Origin of the sequence: Shewanella corallii (assembly GCF_023349125.1) — a bacterium.
Taxonomy (GTDB): domain Bacteria; phylum Pseudomonadota; class Gammaproteobacteria; order Enterobacterales; family Shewanellaceae; genus Shewanella; species Shewanella corallii.
This window is the reverse complement of sequence record NZ_JAKIKT010000001.1, coordinates 582,287-595,691: the sequence shown is the minus strand read 5'-3', so window position 1 is coordinate 595,691 and position 13,405 is coordinate 582,287. Positions and strand designations below refer to the sequence as shown.

The window sequence follows — 13,405 nt, the reverse complement described above, 5'->3', positions numbered from 1 at the left end:
TCCTTACTGACTTTTGAGGTACACGCTGGGTTGGGTACGGCATATCACCCAGGCAGGATACATACCCGCCAACATGGCGGCGCCCAATGCGATACTGGGTGTCATGATCCACATACTGGGGTCCAGCCTGCCAAGCGCCTCTTCCATCCCCAGGTGATCAGCCAGAGTCGTCAGACCAAACCAGGCCCAGACCAAGCCGATGACGCCCCCCAGCAGGCCAATTAAACTCACCTCAACCATGTGTTGCAGAAATATCTGTCGGCGGCTGGCTCCTATTGCCCGGCGCACTCCAACTTCCGGTGCCCGCTTAAGAAACTTGGTCAACAGCAGCCCCAGAATATTGACCAGACATACCGCCAGAAACAGCGCACTCAAACCGATCATAATCCGGTTGTCTTCGGGTACCACTTCACTGTCTGTAAGGTATTCAGCTACATCCAGAAGGCGCATCCAACTGGTGCGGGTATTGTCAGTGAAGCGTCCCAGTGCCTGCTGCTGCTCTACATAGGAGGTCAGCCACTGTGAAAACTGCATTTGGGCGTCCTCATCCGGCAACTCGGCCCAAAACTGAATCCAGGTTTTTTCTGACAACAAGCGATCGTTGTAGGTGATCAGGGGTTCAAACTGCCAGCCACTGGTATTGCCCCACACCGGGAACTCCTCGTGGGGAGTAAGCGAAAATGGGACGTAAATACTCTCGGCAAAATTCATGGAACCGTTGGTAACATCATAATATTTGGGCCTTGGCATCCAGTGGTCGATAATGCCGACAATCTGGTAGGGCGTCACATCCAGATAAATGATTTTGCCAACATTATTACCGCCCCCAAGGAAGGTGCGATTCAGATCTTCGTTGATCACCACAACATGTGCAGCTTCCATGTCGACCGACTTGTCCCAACTGCCGCCATACAGGAATGGTACTGAGAACATGGCAAAGAACTCACTGTCGGTAACCCGAATACTGCGCATCTCCGGCTCTGCATCACTGCCCTCAGCATGAATTGCGCCACCAGAGCGAAACGAAGCTACAGAACGCACAGGAATGTCACTCTGTCTCAGGTTCATGGTGTCCTGATAGGTCAGATTGGCAGAGTACTCTTCCCAGCTATCCGGCCCCTGACTCCATAGTTGAGTCATATGCAACACACTGCTGCGCTCACCGGCAGGGTTATGGGACATCAACTGAAACACGTTGAGCGATATCAGGGTGATGCCAATTCCGATTGAGATAGCCATGACCATCAGGGCTGACAGTACCGGGGTTTTGCGAATTGAGCGCCAGCCCAAATCCATATAGTGGGTTAACATGCCGCTCTCCTTATGCTCTGGCAGCCTGAGGCTCATCACCACCCTGATACAGGGTAAAGTCACACACCTGACCATCGACTATCTGAATATTACGCTGTGCCCGACGAGCCAACTCAGGGTCGTGGGTCACCATGATGATGGTGGTCCCGTTGCGGTTAATCTCTTCAAGCAGCTCCATCACCTGACGGGCCATCAGGGAGTCCAGGTTCCCTGTTGGTTCATCGGCCAGCAGAAATCTCGGCTCGCCGGCCAGCGCTCTGGCAATAGCAACCCTTTGCTGTTGACCACCGGAGAGTTGCGATGGCAGATGCTTCATTCGCGCCCCCAGGCCGACCTGCTCCAATGCCTGCTCTACCCTGCGCTTACGCTCAGCACTGTTAAAGCCACGATAGCGCAATGGCACTTCTACATTCTCAGCTAGGTTCAGATCCGGGATCAGATTAAAGCCCTGAAAGATAAAGCCAATTTTTTCATTGCGAATTCTGGCGGCCTGATTGTCGTTGAGCCGGGAAACATTCACGCCATCCAGGGTGTACTCGCCCTGGGTGAAGCCCTCCAACAGACCAGCGATATTCAGAAAGGTGGTTTTGCCTGAACCGGAAGGTCCGGTTACCGCCACAAATTCCCCCTCTTCCACCTGCAAATCAAAGTCCCGCAGCGCATGGGTTTCCACCAGATCAGTCTTAAATACTTTGTTGATTTTCTTCATGGATAACATGGTTAAATTCCTTATTTGATACTGCGGCTCAATCAATACAGAGCTGTAAATTAGTCAGGCTGACGTTCCAGTCCAACGGATTCCAGGAAACCTGAGCAACCGCTTCCAACGGCTCCAGCCAATACTGTCGCCAAAGCTCAGCTCCACTGCCAGCGCCAACAATGCCAGCGCCAACAGGGCGATAACTTGCTCGGGACACTTAAGTTTGTTCATGATTTGCTTCCTCACTCAGTACACCCGGATTTGTTCGGCGTTGTTGAACCTGTCCACACCGGAGATCACCCAGAGGTCTCCTTCCCGGCCACCTTCCAGAACTTCGATATGACTCATGCTGCGGGCACCCAGTTTTACGTCCACCCGACTGGCCGTGTCGCCTTCCATCAGATACGCCTCAAGGCCACCACCTTCGGTGACAAAGGCACCGCGGCGTACCATCAATACATTGGCTCTGTGTTCCAGCAGAATGCGGGCTGACAAACGTTGGTTCTGACGCAGTTTGATCGCGTCCTGATGGTCGAAACGCACCCGGGCCGTCACTTCGCGGTTACGCACTTCGGGTGAGATTGAAGAGAGGTCGCCATAGAGTGTGATATCGCCGAAATTCAGCTCCACTTCCATTCCCAGGCCCAGCTCATCGGCATAGGTTTCTGACACCGCCAGCTCAGCCTCAAAGGCGCTGAGGTCGACCACGGTCAATATAGGCTGTGCGCGGCCGATTCTGGCTTGCTGCTCAGTCAGCCAATTACCTATGATGCCGTCTACCGGAGCCCGAATAGCCAGAGCTTCCACCTGGCGATGCAGGTCATCCACCACCAATTGCTGGCGGTCAACGTCCAGTTGCTTGTTCTTGAGTTCAAAGGCCTGAGTATCCTGCATCAGGGCAACCTCCTGACCCGCATGGGCATAGAGGAGTTTGGCTTTCTTCAGGTCATCCTTGCCTTTCTCAAAGTCGATACGGGAAATCAGATTACTGTCTATCAGCAGGTCGCCCCTGCGGCTTTCTCTGTCAGCAGCCTCCAACTCAACCCTGGCCATATCCAGCGCCTGATTGGCGGTCAGCAACTGACGTCTGGCATCCAGTTTGGCACGTTCCATTTCACCACTCATGGCATCCAGTACCGCTTGTTGCTGCTTCAGCTCATTCGTCAGGCTCGGACTGTGCAGGCGGGCAACTATGTCATCTTTAACAACCTTGTCGCCCGGATTAGCCAACAAGCTCACAGTGCCCTCTTCGGTGCTGTACAGTACCGGCGCATTGGCCGCCACGATTTTTCCTCTGGTCACAACATCCCGAACCAGAGTGCCGCGGGTCAGGGTATCCATCACCAAATCGGCTCTGGGCACCGAATGGCTGGCCTCGGAACCTGTGACGAAACGCCACCCCAACAGAGCCAATACAGCGACAGCTGCAGCAGGTATCAACCACCATTTCAGGCTGGCCAGCCGGGATGGCTGTACAACTTTGTCCTGTCCGCTTGTGTCCTGAATCATCTGTATACCCTCAATGCGCAAAATCCTTATCTACACTTGAGTTATCAATAAGCGTGCCAATAAATTTAATTCATTAATTTCAAAATTTTAACAACAAACAAGAGTTACTTAAGTGTCCGCGGACACCCAGAAAGTGTCCGCTTATTGCATTAGTGTCCGCCACCGGACAGCCCGGACACCCACTGGTAACATGATGATTCGAAGCGTGAAAAACGAAGCTGTGTCTCCTTCAGGCAGAGACTGACTCAAACAGACCAGTGGTAAGATAAAGCGGGGGAAAGAAAGTAAAGAGCCCGCAATCAGCGGGCTTTTAGAGATAAACAGTATTAACTCAGAATGCCTGAGCCAGAATCACAAAACTGGGAATAATGCCGGCAAACCAAGCAGTAGAGCGCAATTTGTCATGATTGCTGAGGTAAAAAATATGGTAGGCAATGCGGGCCACCACATGCACTATTGCAGCGGTTTCTGCTGTGTCGTTTACTGAGTCTGTCGCCATTACAGCCACCACACCCAGACCAAATATCAGCAGAGACTCAAAGGCGTTCTGATGGGCTGCCACAGCACGTGCTCCCATCCCTTCCAGTCTGGCCTGCTGGGCTCTGGGGTGCTCATTGTCATAACCACCGGCCTTCGCCATGGCAAACCCCACCGGCAACTTCGACAGGTAAGGTAACAGCATGGCAATCAGTAAACAGGTCAGCAGTATGGTCATGAAAATTCCTTATATTTAGTTAGTAGTATTAATTGTTAAGTTACCCGGTTAATACTCTGACCATCACTAAAACCGATCAGATTGTTGAGTGCGATATTCAACAGGTTTTGCCTTGCCTCCCGGGTTGCCCAGGCGTTATGTGGTGTCAGCGACACATTGGCAGCCTTTAGCAGGGGGTTATCTGGTGGCGGCGGTTCACTGCTGAGCACATCCAGCCCTGCACACACCTTGCCGTTATTCAGGGCGTCAGCCAGTGCCTGCTCATCTACCAGTCCGCCCCTGGCGGTGTTTATCAGCAGAGCGCCAGGCTTCATCAGCGCCAGAGACTCCCGGTTAATCATCCCCTGAGTTTGCTCAGTCAAAGGGCAATGCAAGGACAGAATATCGGACTTACATAAAATTTCCTGTAGACCGACCCAGGTGGCATTGCCAACGCCATTCAAATCTGGCTCTGTGCGGGTATGGATGAGCAGCTTCATATCAAAAGCGGCCGCAATTCTGGCCACCTGACGACCAATATCACCAAAACCCACCAGCCCAAGTGTTTTTCCCTTAAGCGACATCAGCGGCGACAGGGTAAAACAGAAGTCTCCTCTCTCCTGCCACTGACCATCACGAATCGCCAAGTCATGGTCTGAGACCTGCTGGCAATGGTGCAGGATATGGGCAAACACCATTTGCGCCACCGCGTCCGGTCCATAGCCAGGCACATTGGTGACGACTATGCCCAGCTTTGCGGCGGCCTGGGTATCTACTACATTGGTTCCGGTCGCCAATACCCCTATGTACTTAAGCCCCGGTAATTGCGACAAGGTGTCGGCATTCAGCGACGTCTTGTTGGTAAGCAGGATGTCAGCTCCCTGAGCGCGGCCCAGAATCTCACTGTCAGGGGTTCTGTCATATTCAACGAATTGCTCCGCCAGATGGCTCACCAGCGACCAATCAAGATCGCCGGGATTAAGGGTATAGCCGTCAAGGACGACAAGTTTCTTGAACATCTTATTTCTTGCCTGTATCACCATTCAGTGATCACTGAAGGTATTAAAACTTAAACTGAATACCGATATTGGCCTGGCCCTGTACCAGGGTACTGGCCTGCAGTTTCCAGACGCACCCCTGGTCACCACAGAAAATCTCGTTATCTGTATCCATAAAGGTGGCGAAGCCTCTTACTTCAGCCATTAAAGCCAGATGCTCGGTGATTCGATATTGGGTTCCCAGCCCCAGCCCCATGGAAAAGCGGGTCTCACTATCCAGGCCACCATCGGGGCGAAGTTGAGTCAAGCCTGCTGTGGCCGTCACATAGGGCTCCCAATTGCCATTGGGGAAGTAGAGTGTACCGCCAAGATGCAGGTAATCTACGGCAAGATCGGCAATCCGCTCACCGGCAAATACCCCGCCACTGTTCAGGGTTGCACTTTGGTGGGAATAAAGCAGGTATACATCGCCCGGGTCATTGGTCGTTACCCCCAACATCAGGCCATAATTGGCATCTTCCGAGATAGAAAACTTATCTTCCAGGTCGCCTTCATTCTGGGCAAAATCCAGCTCCGTGGAGCCAAAGCTATAACCGCCCACAGGGGTGATAAAGAAATCCTGAGCCAGGACCTGAGCTGGCATAGCCAATCCCAAAATCAATGCTGGCAGGGAAAGAGAGAAAATTCCGGGGTGTTTCACTGGCATAAACTGCAACTCCTTGTGAAATAGGCTCAACTTTTATACCGCGCACTTAAAAGGCGCGCAACAGGCTCTTGAAGATAGATCTTAACCAGGCTTAACCATGGCAGTGTCGATTAGCCAGGCGATCACAAACAGCACCAGCACTGACACCAGCAAGGCGCCGACAATGGCAAATAAAAATCTCAGCAGGGTTTTCATTTTAGGTCCGGCAACAAGCAGTTACTGCATGCTCCCAAAGCTCACCAGGCAGGTCAAGCTCAAGGGCCAATGGGGCAATCATAAGCCCAGAAGAGGCAAATGCTTTCTTTGGTGATAATCCAGCGCCAGAGTCAGGAAAGTATCTATATCAGATTCAGGCCAGGGAAGATTTATCGGCAGCTCTATCGCTCTGTTGCCATGCAGGGTTGTCAGCCCGGGAGTCACTTCTCTGAGGGTATCAATAATGCGGGAACTGCAATGAACATAAAGAAATACACTGTCGGGAAAACTGGGGTTCCAGCCAAATCGAACCGGCGTGCCACCAGAGACGACAAAGCTTGGCTCTCCCCACTTCAGCGCCTGGGTTACCGACTCCTTGCCCAGCGCTAAAGCAGTAGCTGTTATCCTCACCAGCAGAAACTTAAGTCTGTCTCTGGCTGCCGGCGGATATTCCTTTATCCGCTCAGCAATTTCAGGTGATAACTCAGCTTTCATTGTCAGGAGCCAGCCAGCGATACGCCAACCCAGCCAGCAGAGCGCCAATAAAGGGAGCCAGCCAGAACAACCATAACTGCTCCAGCGCCCAGCCCCCCTGCAGCAAAGCAGGTCCGGTGCTTCGAGCCGGGTTAACGGAAGTATTGGTCACGGGAATACTGATAAGGTGGATCAAGGTCAGGCATAAACCGATAGCCAGCCCTGCCATGGCGGGCGTTGCAGCTCTATGGGTGGCTCCCAGCACCACGATCAGGAACATAAAGGTCATCACGATTTCGGTCAGCAGCGCGGATGTGAGGTCATAGCCACCCGGTGAATGCAGATCATAGCCGTTGGCAGCCAGACCATTGGCCAGGGAATATCCAGCTTTACCGCTGGCAATAAGGTAGAGGACTGCAGCAGCGACAATCGCCCCCAACACCTGAGCAATCATATAGGGGATCACTTTAGTTGCTTCGAATCTTCCACCGACCCAGAGGCCCAGAGTGATCGCGGGGTTTAAATGGCAGCCGCTGATATGGCCAATGGCATAAGCCATGGTGACTACGGTTAAACCAAAGGCCAGGGCAACGCCCAGAAAGCCAATCCCCATCTCGGGAAAACCGGCGGCCAATACTGCGCTGCCACACCCTCCCAGTACCAACCAAAAGGTACCAATAAATTCTGCACTTAATATTTTAATCATAATTGCTCCTTGGTTTTCAGGCCGGTCGGCTAAGCCAAACCGGATGACCCTTGCCGGGAACCACTGCGGTCAAGTTGCTTTCCCAAGTTAGCGGAATTTAACCGTCTGCCAAGTAAAAAATCAGTACTGCAAGCCGGAGCGGGTTGGCAAGCACTGACATACAGGATTGCCAAAGCCATTGAAATAATGTGATATGTACTCATAAATAGTGACAAAAACATCACAACATCAGGGACTACAAATGATCTTCAAATACTTTCTGGGGACGACACTGGCGCTAACCTCAAGTCTGGGACTGGCCGCCTCTCCTACGCTGGATATGGAGAATGACAAGCAGTTTCTGGAGCAATTTTATCGGAATCTTCACCAGCACCCTGAGCTCTCGTTTCAGGAACGGCAAACGGGTAATAAGTTGGCGAAGCAACTTGAAGCACTGGGGTTCGACGTGACTAAAGAGGTCGGTGGCTACGGCGTTGTCGGCCTTTATGCCAACGGCGAGGGGCCCACTGTGATGATACGGGCCGACACCGACGCGCTGCCGATTACCGAGGAGACCGGCAAGCCCTACGCTTCACAGGTGAAGATTACTTTGCCCTCGGGACAAAGTTCCGGAGTAATGCATGGCTGCGGTCACGATATTCACATGACCAGCTTTATCGGCGCCGCCCGTCAACTAATTGCCAATAAAGACAGTTGGCAGGGAACTCTGATGATGGTGGCTCAACCGGCAGAAGAGGTCGGTGCTGGTGCCAAAGCCATGTTGGCTGACGGCCTGTTTGAAAAGTTTGCCAAACCCGACCACATTCTGGCTCTCCATGTCAGCGCCAACTTACCTGCTGGCACTGTAGGCATCAAACCTGAATATGCCCTGGCCAGCGTGGACTCAGTTGATATCAGTGTATTTGGCAAAGGTGGACATGGTGCTTACCCTCATACCACCATTGACCCAATAGTGCTGGCATCACGCATAGTGCTGGGGCTGCAAACCATTACCAGCCGGGAGTTATCGCCACTGGAGCCGTCTGTTATCACAGTGGGCTCTATTCACGGTGGTACCAAGCACAATGTGATCTCCAATGAGGTCAAGCTTCAACTCACCCTGAGAAGCTACAACCCGGAGGTCCGCGACGCCCAGATAGCGGCTCTCAAGCGTCTGACCGCAGGTATCGCCATGAGCGCGGGCCTGACACCCGAGCTCTATCCCAGGGTCAAAGTGCATCAATCGGAATCTATCCCCTCCACTTACAATGACCCGGCACAAACAGCAAAAGTCAGACAGGCCATTGAAAAGGCTATTGGAATGGATAAAGTAGAAGACACATTGCCTGTGATGGCGGGCGAAGATTTTGGCCTGTTTGGCCGCACAGAGGATAAGCTGCCCATAACCATTTTCTGGCTGGGTGCGGTGGAACCCAAATCGTATTCCCGGGCAATGCAAAGTGGTGAGACTTTACCCTCACTGCACTCGAGTAAATTTGCCCCCGACTATGTCAACGCTATTCCCACAGGGGTAAAGGCCATGACCCACAGTGCAATCTCACTTTTCAACCAACAGAGGTAACATCAGGTGCTGTTTATTATCGGAATGGACAAGCAGCATGAGCATTTAATGCCACTGCTGGAGACTCATTGTCACCGTTGTAATGAGGTCACCCAGTGGCATTTGTGGAAGGAGATCGAAAAGGCCTCGCTGTTATTTATTCCAGTATGGCGCTTCACACCCGATTACCTTCTGGTGTGTGAACAGTGTCATGATCCGGTGAAGTTGCCCCGGGAGTTTGGCAAGGCATTGCTGGAGGTCGACAACCATAACGACGCCAATCAGGCTGAGCTCGAAGCGCTCATCGACAAAGAGCAACACCGCAGCCGCATCAGACCCTGATGCAAGACTGCCAGTTAGCTATTAGTCGTCTGAGCTGGGAGCCAAGCAGCCTTGATACACAGAACGCCACTGAGAAAGATTTAAGCCCCGGGTCCAGTTATCATCGCAAGCGCCATTCGTTTCAGGGCAATAGGCTTCGCAGAGATCCGCTAACTCTTCAGTAACGCACCCGGACATAAACTCCTGTTCCAACACCCAGGACCCCAGCATTTCAGCCTGTTCCGGACTCATGCCACTTTGCGGCAAGTTACAGCGGGTCTCAGGAGGTGTTGCATACGCCGTTAACCCCATACTCATCCATAAAACGCAAAGTATTTTCCGGCTCACTTATCCTCTCCTTTGGGAGCGGCCGGTGGAGCGATAAATGCATCCAACCTTTGTTTCCAACCAATACCGGGAGCACAGGCTTCAGCAAACATATCCCGCCACTCTATAAAGGTCACTTTCAGGGGATTGTGACTGTTCACAGGTTTGGTAATGCCATAATCCACAGGTTCCTGTTCAGCCACAAAGGTCCCGAACATCTTGTCCCAGATAATCAACACCCCGGCATAGTTCTGATCTATGTACTGGGGGTTACGTCCATGGTGCACCCTGTGGTGGGAAGGCGAGTTGAAGATCAGGTCAAAGACTCCAAAGTTCTTGATCCACTGAGTATGAATCACAAACTGCAACGCCAGATTCAACAGTACAGAGAACACGACCCAGTTTGGCGGAAACCCGACTATGACCAGAGGCACCCAGAAGATCCACATTCCAGCCACCGGATACATCAGACTCTGACGGAATGCGGTACTGAAGTTCATATTTTCTGAGCTGTGATGGACAGAGTGTGCCGCCCAGAACCAGCGCACTCTGTGGCTGGCCCGATGGAACCAGTAGTAACAAAAGTCCTGTGCCAGCATCAGCAGCAGGAAGAAACCGACATTCATTTGAATATCAAACAGGCGCCAGTCAAACACCGCAAAATACAGTTTAAGGATCAACAGACCAAACAAGAGATCACTGAGCTGGTGCAATGCGCCCAGCGTGATATTGCAGGCCACTTCCTGCCATCGGTATTCTGCCGACGCAGGCAACAGCGCACGCTTTATCCCCAACCGCCATTCAAGCACCATGGCCGCAAGAAATACTGGAGCAAGGGCCAATAGCAGCCAATCCGGGTGTTGCAGTAAAATCTCCATATTCAAAATCTCCTGCCCACTACCAACGGGCGTAGTGGTCTTCGGTCAACCCGACCAGGTTATTCAGTTGATGGCAATGGCCATTGCCATCGATAATACGGCCGCTGAAATGGCCGATGAACTGACGAAAATTACTTCTGAGCAGCCACAGATTGAGCTTTTCCTCGCGACGATTTCTGGGATGAAAACTCAGCTCTATCCGCCCGTCCAGGCTGTAAATTCGCCAGGGGGAATCCGGGTTCAAGCGCTCAAACTCAAACTGTACCGGCCCCAGCAGGTGGCGTTCACCGTTGAACCAAAAGGCATTTTCGTTGAGGCCGGTTTCATTGACCCCGGCAGCTAGGTTCAACCCCAGGGTATTGCCATCCACTTCGCCATTTATGGATGCCCAGCGCCAACTGGTGTCCCGTCTCATATAACCGGCTGAGAAGTCATAACCCGCCAGCGCTGAATCAAGCGAGACCCGTTCGCCCTCCACCTCCAGTAATCCGGTAACCTGAAGACCATTGTGTTTCTGAGTATAGGTCCAGCCGTTATAGCCAGTGGGATTACAAATCGCCAACGGCAGGCCCAGCGCTGGAGCCTCAAGGCTGATATCGGCCCTGACAGCCTCGCTATCCAAACGTACCCGCCAGCGCCCATCTTCAATTGAGAAGTTGAGGTCACCTTTGCCCCCACGAATATGACCCTGGCCGGTTACCGGAGAAGGCGTGGTACGATAGTCGCCCCCCTTTGGCTTTAGCCAGTTAATCTCAGTCAATCGGTTGGCCCGGATATCCAGCAGATAAGCAAAGCCAGAACCCAGATAGCGGATATCCGCCAATGCCATGCCAAGTACATAGCCCCTGGTGACGACAGAGACAAACTGGAACTGTTTATAGTGGAAATGACGTGACCAGGCTGAAGCGGGTTTATCCATCACATTGCGATAGTCAAACCTGTCCGGTGCCATATAGGTGACCGGCCCATCAAAATAGCCAAAGCAGGGGCGGCCTCTGTTATCTATCAGAGATTCAGGCGGTTTCTGGGTCTGCAGTGGAGCCTTGCCGGGTTGAGTCGGGTTGCCCTCTGATTTTTCTGTCATAACTGGCGAAAGTAAAAAGTTGAATTTTTACTCTAACCTGAAGGCGAATAACAAAAAACCCCTTGGCGGACGTCTTGTTAAAATAAAGTTGCATAACGCCCCAATGGTTCAGGTACACCGCAAAAAATCTCAGCAACAGCACATTGATATACCTCCCGATTAACCGGACAGATCTATCCCCGGGTTATTTGTGAATCATTAAATTCTGATATCCTCAATGCTTTGAAATTTTTATCGGCAGTGGAAATTCCATGAAATCAGTCATCTTAACCTTAGCGGGCGCACTTATGCTGGGCGCTTGTGCCAGTCAAACTCCCAACTACATAGTGCTGGATCCTCAACTGGACACGATTGCCCGTCAAACCGGGCAGAATCTGCCTCTGAGTATTTCTACCAAAGATCTGCGAACCGCCAACTATGTGGTCAAGTTTGAAGAAGGAGATGGCGCCGCCCGCCTGATCAGCCCGTCTGACTCCCCCAGAGCGCAGCTGGAGGCCATGTTGAGAAAAGGCTTCAGCGAAGCCGGTTATCAGGTCGACCCGGCCAGCGCCCGCACCATGCATGTAGAGCTGGATCGCATGCTCACCCTGGTGACAGAGTCCACCTTCGACTACGAAGCCAATACCCAGATAGCAATTAAAGTACTGGCAACCAATGGCAATAAAACCCTGGCCAAAGAGTTTGTCACCAAAGGGCGCAAAACCGGACCAATGGGTGCCGATTTTGCCAGTCTTGAGCTGGAGTTGAACAAACTGATGACAGAGATCACCACAGCCATTATTCAAGATGGTGAGATCAATCAATTCTTAATTAATGGAGATCTGTAATGGGCAAATGGATTGCTGCACTCAGCCTGCTGCTGGCCAGCCAGAGCGCGCTGGCTGTCGATATTCAAAAGGACAACCTCTACCCCATGGTAAAAATGGAAACCAGCATGGGAACCATAGTGGTGGAACTGGATAGAAAACGCGCCCCCATCACAGTCGATAATTTCCTGACCTATGTGGTCAAAGGCGAATATAACAACACCGTCTTCCACCGTATTATTGCTGACTTTGTGGTTCAGGGTGGCGGATTGAATCCGGAATTTGCAGAGCAGCCAAGCATAACCCCTATCGTCAACGAGTCAGGCAACGGCCTGTCCAACCAACCGGGTACTATCGCCATGGCAAGGGACAATAACCCCCACTCTGCCACCCGTCAGTTCTATTTCAATGTGGCTGACAACACCAAGCTGGATCCATCCCCCCGCCGCTGGGGTTATGCGGTATTTGGTGAAGTCACTGAAGGCATGGATGTGCTGCAGGCGATGTCCGGGGTTGCGACCGGTTACAATCAGACATTGGGCTGGCCAGATGTACCGCTGGCTCCGGTGATTTTGAAGAAAGCCACGCTGTTGTCGGAGGAGTAATTCAGTCCTGAGTATTAAGCGACAACGATCTTTGATCTGACAGTCATACTTAGTAACGATATTACATGTTTTGTCATATTTCGGAATGGAGAGTCGCGCTCATCCTCCTATACTGAATTTTGCAGCCCAGCTGCAAACAATAAGGAGGCGAAACGATGACCCGTGACGAGTTCATCGATAAAAAAGCGCCCCAGCTGGCTTTCTATGGCAAAGCGTTTCTGAAGGATCAGATTCACTTTGACGAGATCCAGCATTACCTATGGGACACTCTGGAAGAGTGGCAGTATCACGATTACCAGGGTGAAGCGCAGTCAGATATGGAGAGAGTGTTCTGGCACCTGCTGCATAGCTTCGACAAATGGCCAGACTGGGTAATTCGCGGTAATCAGTATCTACGGGTACAGATTGATGACTATTGTGATTACCTGAGTCTCGGTGGTCGTTGTCCACCTAACAATTGCATCGGATGCAGACCTTGATTCAGCAGTAACCCTATGGAAGATGGGTTCGACGTTATCTGCCGAACAATGGCCCGGTCTAAATGACGGGCC

17 protein-coding genes are annotated in these 13,405 nt (G+C 51.9%); 5 read left to right on the top strand and 12 right to left on the bottom strand.

Features of this window, described 5'->3' with window-relative positions; all coding sequences use genetic code 11:
- Positions 1-3 precede the first annotated feature (3 nt).
- From L2725_RS02570 to aqpZ, 9 genes are all read right to left on the bottom strand, one after another.
- Entirely contained in the window at positions 4-1,311 is a 1,308-nt protein-coding gene (locus tag L2725_RS02570; protein ID WP_249247494.1) for an ABC transporter permease, read from the bottom strand.
- A 10-nt stretch (positions 1,312-1,321) separates the two neighbouring features.
- Positions 1,322-2,029, bottom strand: coding sequence for an ABC transporter ATP-binding protein (locus tag L2725_RS02565; RefSeq protein WP_249247493.1), 708 nt, complete (start codon positions 2,027-2,029; stop codon positions 1,322-1,324).
- Between the two features lie 54 nt (positions 2,030-2,083).
- Positions 2,084-2,242: a hypothetical protein gene (locus tag L2725_RS02560; RefSeq protein ID WP_249247492.1), complete on the bottom strand. Its 159-nt coding sequence runs from the start codon at positions 2,240-2,242 to the stop codon at positions 2,084-2,086.
- Between the two features lie 15 nt (positions 2,243-2,257).
- Complete coding sequence (locus tag L2725_RS02555; protein ID WP_249247490.1) at positions 2,258-3,520, bottom strand: efflux RND transporter periplasmic adaptor subunit; 1,263 nt, start codon at positions 3,518-3,520, stop codon at positions 2,258-2,260.
- A gap of 331 nt (positions 3,521-3,851) precedes the next feature.
- Complete coding sequence (locus L2725_RS02550) at positions 3,852-4,235, bottom strand: MAPEG family protein (RefSeq protein WP_249247489.1); 384 nt, start codon at positions 4,233-4,235, stop codon at positions 3,852-3,854.
- A 35-nt stretch (positions 4,236-4,270) separates the two neighbouring features.
- Entirely contained in the window at positions 4,271-5,233 is a 963-nt protein-coding gene (locus tag L2725_RS02545) for a D-2-hydroxyacid dehydrogenase (RefSeq protein ID WP_249247487.1), read from the bottom strand.
- A 43-nt stretch (positions 5,234-5,276) separates the two neighbouring features.
- Positions 5,277-5,918 (bottom strand): porin family protein, encoded by a 642-nt coding sequence (locus tag L2725_RS02540; protein ID WP_249247486.1) that lies wholly within the window; start codon positions 5,916-5,918, stop codon positions 5,277-5,279.
- Positions 5,919-6,191: 273 nt separating this feature from the next.
- A complete protein-coding gene (locus L2725_RS02535) occupies positions 6,192-6,608 on the bottom strand; it encodes a DUF1801 domain-containing protein (protein ID WP_249247484.1) in 417 nt (138 codons plus the stop codon).
- Entirely contained in the window at positions 6,598-7,293 is a 696-nt protein-coding gene (aqpZ, locus tag L2725_RS02530) for an aquaporin Z (protein ID WP_249247483.1), read from the bottom strand. The genes L2725_RS02535 and aqpZ overlap by 11 nt, the downstream gene beginning before the upstream one ends.
- A gap of 241 nt (positions 7,294-7,534) precedes the next feature.
- Between aqpZ and L2725_RS02525 the strand changes: the two genes are divergently transcribed.
- Positions 7,535-8,854 (top strand): M20 metallopeptidase family protein, encoded by a 1,320-nt coding sequence (locus L2725_RS02525; protein WP_283164155.1) that lies wholly within the window; start codon positions 7,535-7,537, stop codon positions 8,852-8,854.
- Positions 8,855-8,860: 6 nt separating this feature from the next.
- Positions 8,861-9,175, top strand: a complete 315-nt coding sequence (locus tag L2725_RS02520; protein WP_249247482.1) for a zinc-ribbon domain-containing protein — start codon at positions 8,861-8,863, stop codon at positions 9,173-9,175.
- 21 nt (positions 9,176-9,196) lie between these two features.
- On the opposite strand, the gene L2725_RS02515 is transcribed toward L2725_RS02520, so the two are convergent.
- From L2725_RS02515 to L2725_RS02505, 3 genes are read right to left on the bottom strand one after another with little or no spacing between them, the layout of a single operon-like run.
- Positions 9,197-9,502 carry a hypothetical protein gene (locus L2725_RS02515; protein ID WP_249247481.1) on the bottom strand — a complete coding sequence of 102 codons (306 nt, stop codon included), beginning with the start codon at positions 9,500-9,502 and terminating at the stop codon, positions 9,197-9,199.
- Positions 9,499-10,365 (bottom strand): sterol desaturase family protein, encoded by an 867-nt coding sequence (locus tag L2725_RS02510; protein ID WP_248934287.1) that lies wholly within the window; start codon positions 10,363-10,365, stop codon positions 9,499-9,501. The genes L2725_RS02515 and L2725_RS02510 overlap by 4 nt, the downstream gene beginning before the upstream one ends.
- A gap of 13 nt (positions 10,366-10,378) precedes the next feature.
- Positions 10,379-11,443: a DUF2804 domain-containing protein gene (locus L2725_RS02505; protein WP_249247480.1), complete on the bottom strand. Its 1,065-nt coding sequence runs from the start codon at positions 11,441-11,443 to the stop codon at positions 10,379-10,381.
- A gap of 251 nt (positions 11,444-11,694) precedes the next feature.
- Here L2725_RS02505 and L2725_RS02500 point away from each other — a divergent pair, with 251 nt between their 5' ends.
- From L2725_RS02500 to L2725_RS02490, 3 genes are all read left to right on the top strand, one after another.
- Entirely contained in the window at positions 11,695-12,270 is a 576-nt protein-coding gene (locus tag L2725_RS02500) for a YajG family lipoprotein (protein WP_249247479.1), read from the top strand.
- Positions 12,270-12,854 carry a peptidylprolyl isomerase gene (locus L2725_RS02495; RefSeq protein ID WP_249247478.1) on the top strand — a complete coding sequence of 195 codons (585 nt, stop codon included), beginning with the start codon at positions 12,270-12,272 and terminating at the stop codon, positions 12,852-12,854. The genes L2725_RS02500 and L2725_RS02495 overlap by 1 nt, the downstream gene beginning before the upstream one ends.
- A 155-nt stretch (positions 12,855-13,009) precedes the next feature.
- Positions 13,010-13,333, top strand: a complete 324-nt coding sequence (locus L2725_RS02490) for a hypothetical protein (RefSeq protein WP_115137992.1) — start codon at positions 13,010-13,012, stop codon at positions 13,331-13,333.
- The last annotated feature ends 72 nt before the right edge of the window (positions 13,334-13,405 follow it).

Coding starts and splice junctions, on each gene's coding strand:
- L2725_RS02550 (WP_249247489.1), bottom strand. CDS start 4,235: ATGACCATACTGCTGACCTGTTTACTGATTGCCATGCTGTTACCTTAC.
- L2725_RS02560 (WP_249247492.1), bottom strand. CDS start 2,242: ATGAACAAACTTAAGTGTCCCGAGCAAGTTATCGCCCTGTTGGCGCTG.
- L2725_RS02505 (WP_249247480.1), bottom strand. CDS start 11,443: ATGACAGAAAAATCAGAGGGCAACCCGACTCAACCCGGCAAGGCTCCA.
- L2725_RS02500 (WP_249247479.1), top strand. CDS start 11,695: ATGAAATCAGTCATCTTAACCTTAGCGGGCGCACTTATGCTGGGCGCT.
- L2725_RS02525 (WP_283164155.1), top strand. CDS start 7,535: ATGATCTTCAAATACTTTCTGGGGACGACACTGGCGCTAACCTCAAGT.
- L2725_RS02540 (WP_249247486.1), bottom strand. CDS start 5,918: ATGCCAGTGAAACACCCCGGAATTTTCTCTCTTTCCCTGCCAGCATTG.
- L2725_RS02555 (WP_249247490.1), bottom strand. CDS start 3,520: ATGATTCAGGACACAAGCGGACAGGACAAAGTTGTACAGCCATCCCGG.
- L2725_RS02490 (WP_115137992.1), top strand. CDS start 13,010: ATGACCCGTGACGAGTTCATCGATAAAAAAGCGCCCCAGCTGGCTTTC.
- L2725_RS02535 (WP_249247484.1), bottom strand. CDS start 6,608: ATGAAAGCTGAGTTATCACCTGAAATTGCTGAGCGGATAAAGGAATAT.
- L2725_RS02495 (WP_249247478.1), top strand. CDS start 12,270: ATGGGCAAATGGATTGCTGCACTCAGCCTGCTGCTGGCCAGCCAGAGC.
- L2725_RS02545 (WP_249247487.1), bottom strand. CDS start 5,233: ATGTTCAAGAAACTTGTCGTCCTTGACGGCTATACCCTTAATCCCGGC.
- L2725_RS02565 (WP_249247493.1), bottom strand. CDS start 2,029: ATGTTATCCATGAAGAAAATCAACAAAGTATTTAAGACTGATCTGGTG.
- aqpZ (WP_249247483.1), bottom strand. CDS start 7,293: ATGATTAAAATATTAAGTGCAGAATTTATTGGTACCTTTTGGTTGGTA.
- L2725_RS02570 (WP_249247494.1), bottom strand. CDS start 1,311: ATGTTAACCCACTATATGGATTTGGGCTGGCGCTCAATTCGCAAAACC.